The following is a 14,668-nucleotide window of genomic DNA, read 5'->3' on the forward strand; positions in this document are numbered from 1 at the left end:
GGTCAGCCTTTCGGTTGCGGGTGAACGGCAGGTGCCGATGCGATCGGCAGCGTCAGGTGGATGCGCGTGCCGCGATCGGGTGCGGATTCGATTTCGATCGCGTGCGGCGGCCCCGCGGTCAGCATGCGTTCGCGCACCGAGTGGAGCCCGAAGCCTTCGCCGAGCGGGGCCGCTCCCGGGCGTATGCCGGGGCCGTCGTCGGCGATGGTGATGCGCATGCATTCGCCGTCAAGTCGCGCGGTGATCGTCACCGTGCCGCCGTCGGCGAGCTGGGCGACGCCGTGGCGGACCGCGTTCTCGACCAGCGGCTGTAACAGCAGTGACGGCAGCGTGGTCTCGAGCAGCGCCGGATCCACTTGCTCGACGACGCGCAGGCGTTCGCCGAAGCGGGCGCGTTCGATCTCGAGGTAGTTGCGCACGAACGACAGCTCGTCGGCGAGCGACGAGGCCTCGCGCTCGGAGGCGCGCAGCGTGTAGCGAAACAGGTCGGCGAGCCGCGTGGTGGTGTCCTCGGCCGCCTCCGGATCGCTGCGAACCAGCGCGGCAATGGTATTGAGCGTGTTGAACAGGAAGTGCGGGTGGACCTGAGCCCGCAGTGCGCGCAACTCGGCCGACGCGAGATCGGCGCGCATGCGCTGGACCGCCTCGGCACGCGCGATCGCCTGTGCGTAGAAGATGCGTGCGTAGATGATCCCCGTGAACAGCGTGGTGAAGGTGAGCGAGTACATCAGACTGATGAGCAGGTCGCGCGGCGTCTCCAGAAAGCCGGGCAGCACGCTGGCGTTGACGATCACGGCGGCCAGCAGTGCGGATGCGACGGCGGTGCCCCCGTAGAGACCGGCTTGAATCCACAGCGGCGTGCGTCCGCCCTGGTAGCGCGCGGGGCTCAGGTGCGGCATGACCCAGGTTTCGAGCGCCCACAGCCCGAGGCCGATCGAGTACGCGAACACCAGGGCGATCTGATACGAGCGGAGGTAGGACCGTCCGTTGTTCCCGAACAGGATCCCGAAGAATATCGCGAACGGCAGGGCCCAGAGTGGTTGTTGCCACACGATGCGCACCAGCGCCCGGCCGCGGTGGCGCGTGGGCGGGCGGGTTCCGAGAGTCGACGTGCGGAGTTTCATGGAGGGATCATCGGTGGGGCGTGGTCGCAGCAGAAGGCCCGACCGGATGAAAGGTCGGCGCCGGCCGATGAACGGTTGCGCCGGGCGACTAACCGCGCGGATCGGGGTCCAGCACCCGCAGCGTCAGCAGCGTCACGTCATCGCCGGCTTCGCGGTCGGCGAGGTGGCGATCGAGGTCCTTCAACACCCGCTCGAGTAGTTCGCGAGCACTCAGCGCGGACGGCAACGCACCCAGGAAGGCCGTCAGCCGCTCCTCGCCATACTGTTCACCGTCCGGCGCCTCGGCCTCGGTGAGGCCGTCCGAGTAGATGAGCAGCCGATCGCCGGGGCCCAGCGCGAGCGTCTCCTGCGCGTAACGCACCTCGGGGAGGATGCCGACCACGGTGCCGCCGCAGTCGAGCGTTCGGCACTCACCGTTCGAGCGCCACAGCAGCGGCGGATTGTGGCCGGCGTTGCAGTACTCGAGCGTGAGTTTCTGCTCGTCGAGGCGCGCGAGGAAGAAGGTCGCGAACTGATGCACGCTGGTGCTTCGATGCGCGACGCCGTTCACGATCTCGAGGATCTCCGACACCGGCGCCGCACCCGCCGCCTGGGTGCGCACCGAGGCCTGAAGCATGGAGGTCAGAAGTGCCGCGGGTACGCCCTTGCCCGCGACATCGGCGACCGCGAGCAGCAATCCCGTCGCGCCCGACGGCACCACGTCGTAGAAATCGCCGCTCACCTCGCGCGAGCTGCGGTTGTAGGCGTGAATCTCGAAGCGCGGGCTGTCGGGGAACTGGCTGATCAGGAACGAGCGCTGAATCCGGCGCGCCATCTCGAGCTCCTGCTCGGAACGCGCCTTGTCGAGTGACTGGTGATAGAACACCCAGGCATAGACGGCGCCGATCACCAGCACGCTGAACAGGATCGAGTACATCGCGATCACCAGCAGGCCACGCATGCTGCCCATCAGCCCCGGCATCACCGTCGAGTTGACGATCATGGCGCCGATCATCGCGGCCCCGATCGAGGTGCCGAGCCGCACGGCGATGCCGGCCCACAGCGGAAGTCCTCTGGCACCGCCGAAACGCCGCTGGAGCTGCGGAACCAGCGCGCGTTCGGAGGCCATCACGGCGACCGCGATCACCGCCGAGAACACCAGCGAGGCCTGGTAGGAGCGCACGTAGCCGCTCCAGCTGCTGCCGTAGACGGTGCCGAAGAACAGCGCGAATGGAATCGCGGACACCGGCACCAGCCACAGCTGGCGCAAAAGTGTGCTGGAAAGCGGCTCGGGGCCGCTCGACTTAGGGCTCATCGCGGGCTCACGGCGCCAGCCGCTCGCGCATCCAGCCGCCCGCTTCGCGCCGATAGCGCACGCGGTCGTGCAGCCGATGGTTCCCGGCCTGCCAGAACTCGAATGTGTCGGGCACCAGGCGATAGCCGCCCCAGTGCGCCGGGCATTCGCGCTCGGGGTGCGCCGGGTCGGCCACGAGTTCGCGCAATCGCTGCTCGAGCGAGGCGCGATCGGCGATCACGCGACTCTGGGGCGAAGCGATCGCGGACAACCGGCTGCCGACCGGCCGCGATAGGAAGTAGGCACGCGAGGTCGCGGCATCGGTGCGCTCGACCGCACCTTCGATCCGAACCTGACGATGCATGGGTGGCCAGTGAAACAGCAGCGCCGCGCATGGATTGGTCGCCAGCTCGTCCGCCTTGCGGCTTTCGTAGTTGCTGAAGAACTGAAAGCCGCTCGCATCGAACGCCTTCATGAGCACCATGCGGACCGAGGGGCGACCGCTCGCATCCGCGGTCGCGAGCGCCATCGCATTCGGATCCTCGGGCGTGACGCGGCCTGCATCCTCGAACCACGAACGAAACGCAGCGAGCGGATCGGCGGGCAGAGTCGCGGGATCGAGCGCGCGAGCGCGCGCATGGCGTTCGGCGTCAGGCGGCGCCTTGGGGAGCGGGTCCATGGCGCGCGAGAATGGAGAATCGGACGCGCTTTCGCCAGTCGCCTCCCGCGATCAGAATCGAATCGAGAGCTGCGTTCCGATCAGGTCGTTGTCGCGATCACCGTTCACGGTGCTCCAGGTGTTGCGCTGATAGACGCCCTTGAGCATCAGCTGAACCGCCGGGCGCCAGCCGAGCCCGACCTCGAGGCGTTCGCGGTCGCAGTCCCACGGGAGCGCGGGGCCGGAGCTGCCCTGGATCTCGTCGAAGCGCAGCACGTCGTAGCGAACCGCCGCGTGGAGCCCGGCACGCACCGTGATTCGGGCCTCGCCGTAGCCGCCGGTCGCATCGAGGTTCCCGATCGTCGGGGTCTCGAAACGATTCTGGAATCCCTCGGCCCTCAGTTCGAGCGGGCCCGACATGAACTCGAGATCCGCCATGGTCAGTACCTGATTGAAGTCGTCGACGTCGGTGCCGGGAGCGAGCGACGGCTCGATCGCATTGGCGAGATACGAACCGTAGGCGCCCGACACTCCGACTCGCAGTTCCGGAATCGGGGCGAGCCCGAGACGCCCGACCACGCTCTTGCCGTCGTTCGTGTCGGTGTCGAGCGACTGCGTGGAAGGAGTGCCCTGCTGCACTCCGATCGAATACTCGAACGGGCGGCGGCTGCCCTGGACGACGACCCCGTAGTCCCAGCAGCGGTCGTAGACAAACGGCATGCCCTTGGAGCCTACGCCGGTACCGTAGTTGGGGCCCACCTGCCCGGTGCCACGCGCCGCGAGCAGCGCATCACGCGTGGCCGGCACCGCATCCGAGCGCAGCGACGAGTGGTAGAAGTACATCAACGGCGTGCCCATCAGCGGGTTCTCGTCCGAGTAGGTGCGCGGCGCGAAGGTGCCGATCGTCCACGGCACGACTCCGGCCATCAGGTGGAGATCCAGCTCGGGCTTGGGTGTCCAGCGCGCGTAGGCGCCATACACGCGCGGATTGTTCACCTCGGCGAACATCAGCTGCAGGAACACCTCGACGCCGCTCCCCGCATCGCCGTCAAAGAACAGGCGGACCCGGTAAGGGTCGAATGACGAGTCGCTCTGATTGAGCCAGTTGTCGCGGATCGCCTCGCCACCTGCGGCATATGCGAAATCGGCGAGACCGTGAACATGGATCTCGGCGGAGTGAGCGGTGGCCGCCGACGTCAGGCTGATCGCACACGCCACGACGGCGGTCGCCGCGAGCACCCGGTGGTTCGGAGCCCGGAGCGTCATGCCGCCTCCTTCAATTGCATCAGGGCGACCGGGATGCGAAGCGTCACGACGGTTCCGTGGCCGAGTCGACTCGCCAGCGTCAGCGTCCCGCGATGGTGTTCGACGATGCCGCGTGCGATCGCGAGGCCCAGTCCGAGTCCGGCGGAATTGAACTCGAGCGCGCCCGACGAGTGATGGTGCGAGGCGTCGTGGACCACCACCGATCGGTCGGCGAGCTGCGCGATGCGCTCCTCGCTCATGCCATTGCCGGTGTCGCGGACCTCGAGCTCGAGCCACTCGGCTTCGCGCCGCGCCGTGAGCGTCACGCTGCCGCCATCGGGGGTGAAGCGCACGCCGTTCGAAATCAACTGTGAGATCGCGTGCGCGAACCGCGCACCATCGACCTGGATGCGTCCCGGATCGCCGAGCGGTTGGATCTCGATGCTGACGCGGCGGTCCGGCGCCGTCGCTCGCACCTCGGAGGCGGCGCGCTCGAGCAGCGCGATCGCGTCCTCGTCGGCGTATTCGAGTTCCAGGCGCGCGCTCTCGATCTGCGCCATGCGAGTCGCATTTTCGGCCGTGCGGGTGAGCGTCTTGACCGCGCGGCCGATCGCGTCGACGGCGGTCTGCTGTTGCGAGGTGACAGGGCCGAGCTGGCCGGTGGCGAGCAGCTCCTGATAGGCGTTGACCACGCTGATCGGGGTGCGAAGCTCGTGCGAGGCCACGCTGATGAACTCGGTCTTGAGTCGCGCCACGGATTCGAGGCTGCGCACGTAGCTGCGCAGGCGCTGCCGCATCTCGACGAAGCGCGCCGTCAGGTAGCCCACCTCGTCGCTGTCGCTCCCCGCGAGCGGAAAGTCGTAGTTACCGCGCTCCATCTCCTCGGCGCCACGCACCAGCCGCAGCAGTGGAGCCGTGATGCGCTCCGCGATGAAGTAGCCGGCGATCAGCGACAGCAGGATCGCCAGCAGTCCGAGTTCGACCAGGTGCGTCTGCATTTCGCGCAGCCAGGTCGTCTCGGTATCGAGCGCACGTTGCAGTACGTAGAGCTGGCCACTGCCGGGTACCGCGTCGGGCAGTTCGCGCGCCAGGGTCAGGAACACATGCCGGCCGGCGCGTACCTCGGTCACGGTGCCGCTGCGCGACTGGGCCCCTCCGCCGACCGACTCGGCCTGCAGCGAGGACAGAACGAGCTGGCGTTCCTCGGCATTCTCGAGCGTGCTCCCGGTCGACAGCGAGCCCGAGAAGAAGCTCACCTCACTGCGGGTCAGCGAGCGCAACTCCTCGGCCAGCTCGCGCCCGATACGGTCGCCGAGCAGCAGCGACCCCACGACCCGACCACCGACGTACACCGGAGTGACGGCGACCTGGTAGTGCGCCTGCGGATCGATCAGCACTCCGGTCACCGCACGCCCCTCAAGCGCGCTGCGAACGTGTTCGGAGCGTCCGCTGCGGCTCGAGAAGTCGGGGCCGACGGAAGCGAGCAGCTCGCCCTCGGCGTTGAAGACTTCGAACAGGTCGGGGCCGGTGATGGTTCCGAACTCGCTCGCCACGCCGCTGACGGTCGCGCGCAGCTGAGGGTCCGCGGCCGTGCCGGGCAGCGTGAGCGTCGAGAAGAAGCGCGGATCGGCGACGATCACGCGCGCCGTGACCGCGAGCCGGTCGCTGCGCGCCGAGAGCAGGGTCTCGAACACCGCTGCCGCGCGACGCAGATCGTCACGCAGGCTCTCGTGCACTCGCCGGGCGATGTTGCGATCCACCACGATCAGCCCGCCGACCGCCAGCGCCACCAGCGGCGCGGTGGTCGCGAGCAGGATCTTCCAGCGGACGCGCAGCTTCATGATCAGAACCTCAACTCGACCGTGGCCCCACCCGCGGGAATCGTCACTTCGCGGGTCACGGTCGGGAGATCGGGATGCCACGCGACCACCCGATAGCTTCCGGGTGGCACGTCGGGCAGCGCGAATGAGCCATCGGCAGCCGGCCGCGTGAACCAGGGATGCGCGACCACCACGATCCACGCCGCCATCGAGCTGTGGATGTCGCAATACACGTTCACGACTCCGGCCTTGCGAAACGTCACTTGCCGCGAGCGGCCCTTGGGGTACTTGCCGAGATCGAAGTGGCAGGCCGGCGAGACGCTGAAGACGTTGTGGAAGATCGGGTCCATGTTCGGAAAGTCGACCGCGGCGCCGACCGGGATCGCGAGCACCCGCGGCACGAATGCCTGATCGCGCTGCGCCAGGGTGCGACCTCGATCGGAGTTCTCGGGAAGCGTGCCGGCGGGTGTCTCCTCGAAGTAGATGACGGCGTCGGTCACCGCTCCGACCCGCGTTTCGTGGCGGCCCGGCAGCGAGTTCGCACGACCCGCGTAGGCATTCGCCGTCGACCGGGCGGAACCACCGTCGTTCGGCGTGTGCACGAAGCCCGAAAGCACCGCGGCATGCGCGGGCACGCTCGACCATGCGATCGCCAGCACGGCGATCGCAGCGCTCCACCCTCCATGGTCGAAACGGCGTCGGGTCATCGTCGGTGCTTCCGGGTCGGAGAAGGACTGCCGGGGTTATCGACCACCCGTCCGCCAGCCTTCACTCGTCGCGTCGACCGCGCCCGCCCCCCGATGGGTCGGGACTGGGGCGCCGGGGAGGGACCCTACCGATACGCGGCGAGGCCCGTGACCGCTTCCCCGAGCACCAGCGTGTGGATGTTGTGCGTGCCCTCGTAAGTCTTGACCGACTCGAGGTTGCACATGTGGCGCATCACCGGGTACTCGGCCGTGATGCCGTTCGCACCCAGGATGTCGCGCGCGCGCCGCGCGATGTCGAGCGCGATCTCGCAGTTGTTGCGCTTGGCGAGCGAAACCTGATGCGGTTCCGCCTTTCCGCGCTCCTTGAGCCGGCCGAGCTGGATACACAGCAACTGCGCCTTGGTGATCTCGGTCACCATGTCGGCCAGTTCCGACTGCACAAGCTGGTAACCACCGATCGGCTTGCCGAACATCACACGGACCTTCGAATACTCGGCCGCCGAATGGAAGCACGCCATCGCGGCACCCACCACTCCGAACGCGATGCCGAAGCGCGCCTGCGAGAGGCAGCCGAGCGGGCCCTTCAGGCCCTCGACATTCGGCAGCAGTCCTTCCTCGGGGACGAACACGTCCTGAAGGATCAGCTCGCTCGTCACCGAGGCGCGCAGCGAGTGTTTGCGCTTCTGCTCAGGGGCGGAGAAGCCCTTCGAATTCGTCTCGACGATGAAACCGCGAATCACGTCCTTGCCGCTCGCCTCGTTCTTGAGCTTCGCCCACACAATCGCGAGCTGCGAGACGGTGCCGTTCGTGATCCACATCTTGGCGCCGTTGAGCACGTAGCCGCCGTCGACCTTCTTCGCGCGCGTGATCATGCCGCCGGGGTCGGACCCGAAGTCGGGTTCGGTCAGGCCGAAGCAGCCGATCACCTCGCCCTTCGCCATCCTGGGCAGCCACTTCATGCGCTGCTCCTCGGTGCCGTAGGCGTAGATCGGATACATCGCGAGCGAGCCTTGCACCGACGCGAACGAGCGCAGGCCCGAATCACCGCGCTCGAGTTCCTGCATGGCGAGGCCGTAGGCGGTCGCGGACACTCCCGCGCAACCGTACTTTTCGGGGAGCGAGGCCCCGAGCAGTCCCATCTCGGCGACTTCGGGAATGACTTCGGCCGGAAAGTAGGCGTTCTCGTAGGCGTCCTCGACCAGCGGCAGGTAGCGGTCCTCGACCCAGTCGCGAACGTGATTGCGAATCGCGCGCTCGTCGTCGTTGAGCAGCGAATCGATGTCGTAGAAATCGACGCCGGTGAAGCGCGCCATGCGATGACTCCCGAGGCTGAGGGTCGCTCGTCGTGGAGCGTCCCGGACGCACCGCGCAGAGGATCGCGCGCGTGCAGAGATGAGGTGGTGAGCGCCGGCGAGTCTAGGGGAGCGTCACGAACGCGACAACTCCGCCGACCGCGGCGATCGGCGCAACGCACAGGTGGCGAAGCGCGCGGTCGAGCGGCTACGCTGCGCCGCCATGCCTCGCCGACCCCGACTGGAGATCCCGCCATGCTTCGATCGCTCGCCGCATTTGCATTCGTCGTCGCGCTGGCTGGTCTCGCGATGAGCGTACAGGACAGCTCGGCCGCGCGCGGACAGGCTTCGCGTTCCATGGTGTGGGCGCCTCACGGCATGGTGTGTGCGGCGCAGCCGCTGGCGGCGCAGGCGGGGCTCGAAGTGCTCAAGGCCGGCGGCAGCGCGGTCGACGCCGCGATCGCCGTGAATGCCTGCCTCGGCTTGATGGAGCCGACCGCGAACGGGATGGGTGGCGATCTGTTCGCGATCGTATGGGATCCCAGGACCCGCAAGCTCCACGGTCTCAATGCGTGCGGTCGCTCGCCGTTCGGACTCGAGGCGGCACAGATCCCGCCCGAAAAAGACGGGACGATTCCGCTCTACTCACCCTATGCGTGGAGCGTGCCCGGATGCGTCGACGGCTGGGCCGAGCTGCACGCGAAGTTCGGCAAGCTGCCGCTCGCGCGCGTGCTCGAGCCGGCGATTCACTATGCCGAGAGTGGCTTTCCGCTTTCGCCGGTGATCGCCGGTGACTGGGAACGCTCGACGCGTGTGTTCAAGGACAAACCAGGATTCGCCGAGGTCTTCATGCCGGGAGGGCGCGCACCGCGCGAAGGGGAGACCTTCCGCAATCCGGCGCTCGCGAAGACCCTGCGGATGATCGCGCAGAAGGGGCGTGACGCTTACTACCGCGGACCGATCGCCGAGGCGCTGGTGCGCTATTCCAAAGCGAACGGCGGCTTCTTCGCACTCGAGGACTTCGCGAAGCATCGCTCGGAGTGGATCGATCCGGTCTCGACGAACTATCACGGAGTCGAAGTCTGGGAGCTGCCGCCGCCGGGGCAGGGAATCGCGGCGCTGCAGTTGTTGAATCTGATCGAGAACTTCGATCTGAAGGCGATGGGACGCGAGTCGGCGGACTACTGGCACGTCTTCACCGAGGCCAAGAAGATCGCGTTCGCGGATCGTGCCCGCTACTACGCCGACCCCGAGTTCGCCAGGGTCCCGGTCGCCGAGCTGATCTCCAAGCCGTACGCAAAGCAGCGCGCGGCGGCGATCGATATGAACCGCGCCGCCACCGCCGACGTGCCCGGAGATCCGGTCGCGCTGAACCGGCGCGAGACCACCTATCTGTGCACCGCCGACGCGAACGGCATGATGGTGTCGCTGATCCAGAGCAACTACACCGGATTCGGCAGCGGCTACGTGGTTCCCGAGCTCGGCTTCGGACTGCAGGACCGCGGCAATCTGTTCGACCTGCAGCCCGGCAAGCCGAACTCGTATGCGCCCGGCAAGCGTCCGTTCCATACCATCATCCCCGCATTTCTCACTCGCGACGGTGCGCCGCTGATGGCGTTCGGTCTGATGGGCGGCGACATGCAGCCGCAGGGCCACGCGCAGATCGTGGTCAACCTGATCGACTTCGAGATGAACCTCCAGGAAGCCGGCGACGCGATTCGATTCCATCACTCGGGCTCGAGCGAGCCGACCGGCACGACCATGAAAGAGGGCGGCGTGCTGCACATCGAAGACGGGTTGCCCGCTGCGGTGCTCACGGAGTTGAAGCGGCGGGGCCATCGGATCGAGCCCGAGTCGGTCGGCTCCTACGGCGGCTACCAGGCGATCTGGCGCGATCCCAAGACCGGCGCCTACGGGGGCGCTACCGAGAAACGCAAGGACGGCTGCGCGGTGGGGTACTGAGCGTGCGCGACCGGATGCTGGCCCTCTTGCTCGTGCTCATGTCGTTCGCCGCCCGCGCCGCGCACGCCGATCCCAATCCGGCGGTTCCGCTCGACGCCGCGCGGCTGCGACTCACGCTCGAGAAGCTGCAGGTGATGGGCAGCGCGCTGTTCGTCGCCGCGCACCCCGACGACGAGAACACCGCGTTTCTCGCGTGGCTCGCGAACGGTCGCAAGGTGCGCACCGGCTACCTGTCGATCACGCGCGGTGACGGCGGGCAGAACCTGATCGGCTCGGACGTCGGCGAGCGTCTCGGCGCGATCCGGACGCAGGAGCTGCTGGCCGCGCGTCGCATCGACGGCGCCGAGCAGATGTTCACGCGGGCGATCGACTTCGGTTACTCGAAGGGGCCCGACGAGACGCTCGAGATCTGGGGTCGCGAGGCGATTCTCTCGGACGTCGTACGTGCCATCCGCCGCTTTCGCCCCGATGTGATCGTGACGCGTTTCCCGACCGACGGTGGTGGGGGCCACGGGCACCACACCGCGTCCGCGATCCTCGCCGAGGAGGCGTTCGCGGCCGCGGCCGATCCCGCGCGCTTCCCCGAACAAATCGCGGAGGGTCTCACGCCGTGGGGTGCGAAGCGCCTGGTCTGGAACGCATTTCGATTCGGCGCGTCCGGTCCTGACACGACGCGTGGGCGGCTGCGCGTCGACGTCGGCGCCTACGACGCGCTGCTCGCGCGCTCCTACACCGAGCTGGCGGGCGAGAGCCGCAGCATGCACAAGAGCCAGGGCTTCGGTTCCGCCGAGCGCCGCGGCGCGTGGGAGAACACCTTCGAGCATCGGCTCGGAAGTCGCGCGACGACCGAACTCTTCGAGGGAGTGGATCTGAGCTGGAAGCGCGTCGCCGGCGGCGAACGCGTCGCCGCGGCGCTGGCACGCGCGCTCAAGAGCTTCGATCCGGCGCATCCGCGTGCCTCCCTGCCGGCGCTGCTCGATGCGCGCGAGGCAATGGCGAAGTTGCCCGATGATCCTCTCGTCGAGAGCCGGCGCCGTCTGCTCGACGAAGCGATCCGTGGCGCGGCGGGACTCTGGATCGACGCGATCGCCGCGCGCCCGCTGGCATCACCCGGTTCTACCGTCCGCGTGGTGTTGTCGGTGCTGGATCGCGGTGGCGTGGGGGTGAAGGTTGCAAAGGTTTCGGTGGTGTCGGGGGAACTCATTCGACCGAAGGGCGTCACGCTGTCGCCGCGTTCAACATGGATTGACACGCTTACACACTCGCCCGACGCCGCGCTGACGCCGAACGTGGCGTGGAACGATACGTTCACGGTCCTCATCTCGGCTGGCGCAGCGCTCAGCCAGCCCTACTGGCTGGCGTCTCCGCCCATCCGTGGCGCTTCGGTGGTTCGCGAAGCCTCACTCATCGGCACGCCCGAATCAGCACCGGCAACCCGCGCGATGTTTGAGCTCGAGATTCTCGGCCATCGGCTGGCGTTTGAGCAGCCAGTTGTTCATCGCTGGACAGATCCCGTACAGGGCGAACGCTACCGTACATTCGACGTGGCGCCGCCAGTACGACTGCGATTCGATCGGGACGTCGAGCGTTTCGCGGCGGACGGAACGGCGCTTTTGAAAGTCGTCGTGGGGCCTGGAGATGTGCCCGTGGAAGGCTCGCTCGACCTGAGCTACGAAGCCAATCTCGAGGGCGATGCGGTTGCCACGAGGACGCTGCACCGATCGCTGGATCAGGCAGGCGACTCCGTGACCGAATTCGGAGGAGAGGTCAGGGGTACCAGTCTGGCCCAATTGACCCCTTCTCGACGGATTCGAGTGGTGCCCGGGTCCCCGGACACCACGCTCGAGTTCAGGATTCAAGTGGGCGATGGGCCCAAAGCCGCAACTACGCGAGTCGTGTACGCGACGTTCTTGACGAACGATCGCCTCTACAACTCACGTGTCGTGGAGCTCGACTACGCGCACATTCCGATTCAGACGCTCGCGCCTCCGGCGTCGATCAAGCTGGTGCAGGCGGACATCGCGATGACCGCGCGCCGAGTCGGCTACGTGATGGGCTCCGGTGACTTCGGCGCAGATGCGCTGCGTGAACTCGGCGCCGAGGTGACGCTGCTCACGGACAAGGATCTCGAGAGCGCCCCGCTCCAGAACTTCGACGCGATCGTGATCGGCGTGCGCGCCTACAACACACGGCCGCGAGTGCTGGCGCTGCAGCCGCGTCTGCTCGACTACGTCGCGGCCGGCGGGCGACTGGTCACGCAGTACCAGACCGCAGACAACGCGATGAACGATCGGCTCGGCCCGTTTCCGTTTCGAATCTCTCGCGACCGCGTCACGGTCGAAGGCGCTGAGATCCGCATGCCGAAGCCGGATCACGCACTGCTCTCCAAACCGAATCGCATCGGCGCCGCCGACTTCGACGGCTGGGTTCAGGAACGCGGACTCTACTTCGCGAGTCCATTCGATCCGCGCTACGACGCGGTGCTGGCTTCGAACGATCCCGGCGAGCCATCGAGAGACGGCGGACTGCTCTACGCGCGTCACGGTAAGGGCGTGTTCATCTACGCCGCCTACGCGTTCTTCCGCCAGCTGCCCGCGGGGGTACCGGGGGCGTGGCGCCTGTTCGCGAATCTCGTGAGCCCGGAGCGTTAACCCCTTGAGCCAGAACGCAGACGAGCGGCCGCCATTCTTAGGCTCGTGGCCGGCGCTGTACGCCGTCGTCATCGCCGGACTGCTGGCGATGATCGGAGTGTGCGCGCTGGTGACGCGCTGGGGATCGCGGTGAGGCGCCGCTCTCGGCGCGTGCCGAGCGCGAGCCGGCGATGAGCACGGTCGACTGGGTGGTGCTGTTCGGTACGCTCGCGTTCTTCGTCGGCTACGGCGTGTGGCGCGGTCGCGGCGAGCGAAATCTCTCCGACTTCCTGCTCGCGGGTCGTTCGATGCCGTGGGGCATGGTCGCGCTCTCGGTGATGGCGACCCAGGCGAGTGCGGTGACGTTTCTCGCCACGCCGGGTCAGGGGTTCACGGACGGTCTGCGCTTCGTGCAGTTCTACTTCGGACTGCCGCTCGCCATGATCGTGATCTGCGTGCTGGCGATCCCGATCTACCACCGGCTCAAAGTGTTCACCGCGTACGAGTACCTGGAGCAGCGCTTCGACGGCAAGACGCGCTCGCTCGCCGCGGCGCTGTTTCTGATCCAGCGCGGGCTCGCCGCGGGCATCACGATCTACGCCCCGTCACTGGTGCTGTCAGTGGTACTGGGTTGGGAGCTGCGCACCACCTGCGCTCTGATCGGCGGACTGGTGGTGATCTACACCGTGACGGGCGGCAGCAAAGCCGTGAGCCATACGCAGGCGCTGCAGTTCTCGATCATCCTCGGAACCATGACGGTGGCGTTCGTCCTGATCGCGCGCGCGCTGCCGAGCGGCGTCTCGCTCGGCGACGCCGCCTCGCTGGCCGGGGTGCTGGGCCGACTGAACGCGCTCGAAACGCGCTTCGATCCGAACGACCGCTACAACCTGTGGTCCGGACTGCTGGGCGGATTCTTCCTGCAGCTTTCGTACTTCGGAACCGATCAGTCGCAGGTCGGCCGCTATCTGACCGGCGCTTCGGTGACTCAGAGTCGGCTCGGGCTGCTGTTCAACGGACTCATGAAGATCCCGATGCAGTTCGCGATCCTGTCGCTCGGGGTACTCATCTTCGCTTTCTACCTGTTCGCTCCGCCGCCGCTGCACTTCGATCCGGTCGGGCGTGCGCGCATCGCGAACGGGCCCACCGCACCCGCCTACGAAGCGCTCGAGGTACGGCACCGCGAGTCGTGGCAGGCGCGCCGCGCGAGCGCGGAGGCGGTGCTCGCGGCGCGACACGCCGGTGACGCGAGCGCGGTGGCGCGCTCGCAGGTGGAGCTGCGCGATCGTCAGGCTGCGTTGACCGAAGTTCAGAAGGACAAGGTGGCGTTGATCAAGTCGCATGATCCGCGCGCGGCCACCAGCGACACCAACTACGTGTTCCTCACCTTCGTCCTCGCGAATCTCCCGGTCGGGTTGATCGGGCTGGTGTTCGCCGCGGTGTTCGCAGCATCGATGAACTCGACCGCCGCCGAGCTCAGCGCACTCACCTCGACCACGGTGGTCGATGTCCTGAAGCGCATCACGGGGCGCGCGCGTCGCACCGGCGCCGCCGTCGTGGAGGGCATCACGTCGTCAGGCTCCGCGGCCACGGGTGCGCTCGAGGCTGGTCGTCGAGATGTCTGGACCGCGCGCGCGGTCACGGTCGGCTGGGCGCTGTTCGCGGTCGGATTCGCGGATGCGGCGAGCCGGCTCGGTTCGCTGATCGAGGCGGTGAACATCCTGGGCTCGCTGTTCTACGGAACCATCCTGGGAATCTTCATGACCGCGTTCCTGCTGCGCTCGGTGCGAGGGACCGCGGTGTTCGTCGCAGCGCTGATCGCCGAGGCGATGATCCTGGCGTGCTTCCGATTCACCGCGATCTCGTTCCTCTGGTACAACCTGATCGGCTGCGTGGCGGTGATGATCGTGGCGTGGTTGATCCAGCGGCTGCTCGACGCGCGAGCGCCTCGCGCCACTGC

General features: G+C 67.5%; 10 protein-coding genes. 3 read left to right on the forward strand and 7 right to left on the reverse strand.

From position 1 onward, the window contains the following. Positions 1–2: 2 nt before the first annotated feature. The 7 genes from HOP12_01295 to HOP12_01325 all read right to left on the reverse strand — a co-directional run bounded on the left by HOP12_01295 (position 3) and on the right by HOP12_01325 (position 8,140). The gene (locus tag HOP12_01295) at positions 3–1,124 is read right to left on the reverse strand and encodes a histidine kinase (GenBank protein NOT32782.1); all 1,122 of its coding nucleotides are present in this window, start codon (positions 1,122–1,124) and stop codon (positions 3–5) included. An 88-nt stretch (positions 1,125–1,212) separates the two neighbouring features. Continuing rightward, a complete protein-coding gene (locus HOP12_01300; protein NOT32783.1) occupies positions 1,213–2,418 on the reverse strand; it encodes a serine/threonine-protein phosphatase in 1,206 nt (401 codons plus the stop codon). 7 nt (positions 2,419–2,425) lie between these two features. Further along, on the reverse strand, positions 2,426–3,076 hold the full coding sequence (gene pdxH / locus HOP12_01305; protein NOT32784.1) for a pyridoxamine 5'-phosphate oxidase: 651 nt from the start codon (positions 3,074–3,076) through the stop codon (positions 2,426–2,428). 51 nt (positions 3,077–3,127) lie between these two features. Continuing rightward, a complete protein-coding gene (locus tag HOP12_01310; protein NOT32785.1) occupies positions 3,128–4,321 on the reverse strand; it encodes a hypothetical protein in 1,194 nt (397 codons plus the stop codon). After that, on the reverse strand, positions 4,318–6,141 hold the full coding sequence (locus tag HOP12_01315) for a HAMP domain-containing protein (protein ID NOT32786.1): 1,824 nt from the start codon (positions 6,139–6,141) through the stop codon (positions 4,318–4,320). Before HOP12_01315 ends, HOP12_01310 begins: the two co-directional genes overlap by 4 nt. A 2-nt stretch (positions 6,142–6,143) precedes the next feature. After that, a complete protein-coding gene (locus HOP12_01320) occupies positions 6,144–6,827 on the reverse strand; it encodes a hypothetical protein (protein ID NOT32787.1) in 684 nt (227 codons plus the stop codon). A gap of 125 nt (positions 6,828–6,952) precedes the next feature. Beyond that, on the reverse strand, positions 6,953–8,140 hold the full coding sequence (locus HOP12_01325; protein ID NOT32788.1) for an acyl-CoA dehydrogenase: 1,188 nt from the start codon (positions 8,138–8,140) through the stop codon (positions 6,953–6,955). Between the two features lie 234 nt (positions 8,141–8,374). On the opposite strand from HOP12_01325, the gene ggt reads away from it, so the two are divergent. The 3 genes from ggt to HOP12_01340 all read left to right on the forward strand — a co-directional run. Further along, a complete protein-coding gene (ggt, locus tag HOP12_01330) occupies positions 8,375–10,081 on the forward strand; it encodes a gamma-glutamyltransferase (protein ID NOT32789.1) in 1,707 nt (568 codons plus the stop codon). A gap of 14 nt (positions 10,082–10,095) precedes the next feature. Beyond that, positions 10,096–12,732 carry a hypothetical protein gene (locus tag HOP12_01335; protein ID NOT32790.1) on the forward strand — a complete coding sequence of 879 codons (2,637 nt, stop codon included), beginning with the start codon at positions 10,096–10,098 and terminating at the stop codon, positions 12,730–12,732. A gap of 170 nt (positions 12,733–12,902) precedes the next feature. Next, positions 12,903–14,668: sodium:solute symporter (locus HOP12_01340; GenBank protein NOT32791.1), on the forward strand; the 1,766-nt coding region annotated here is incomplete at its 3' end.

It is taken from the genome of Candidatus Eisenbacteria bacterium, from assembly GCA_013140805.1.
Lineage (GTDB): Bacteria > Eisenbacteria > RBG-16-71-46 > RBG-16-71-46 > RBG-16-71-46 > JABFRW01.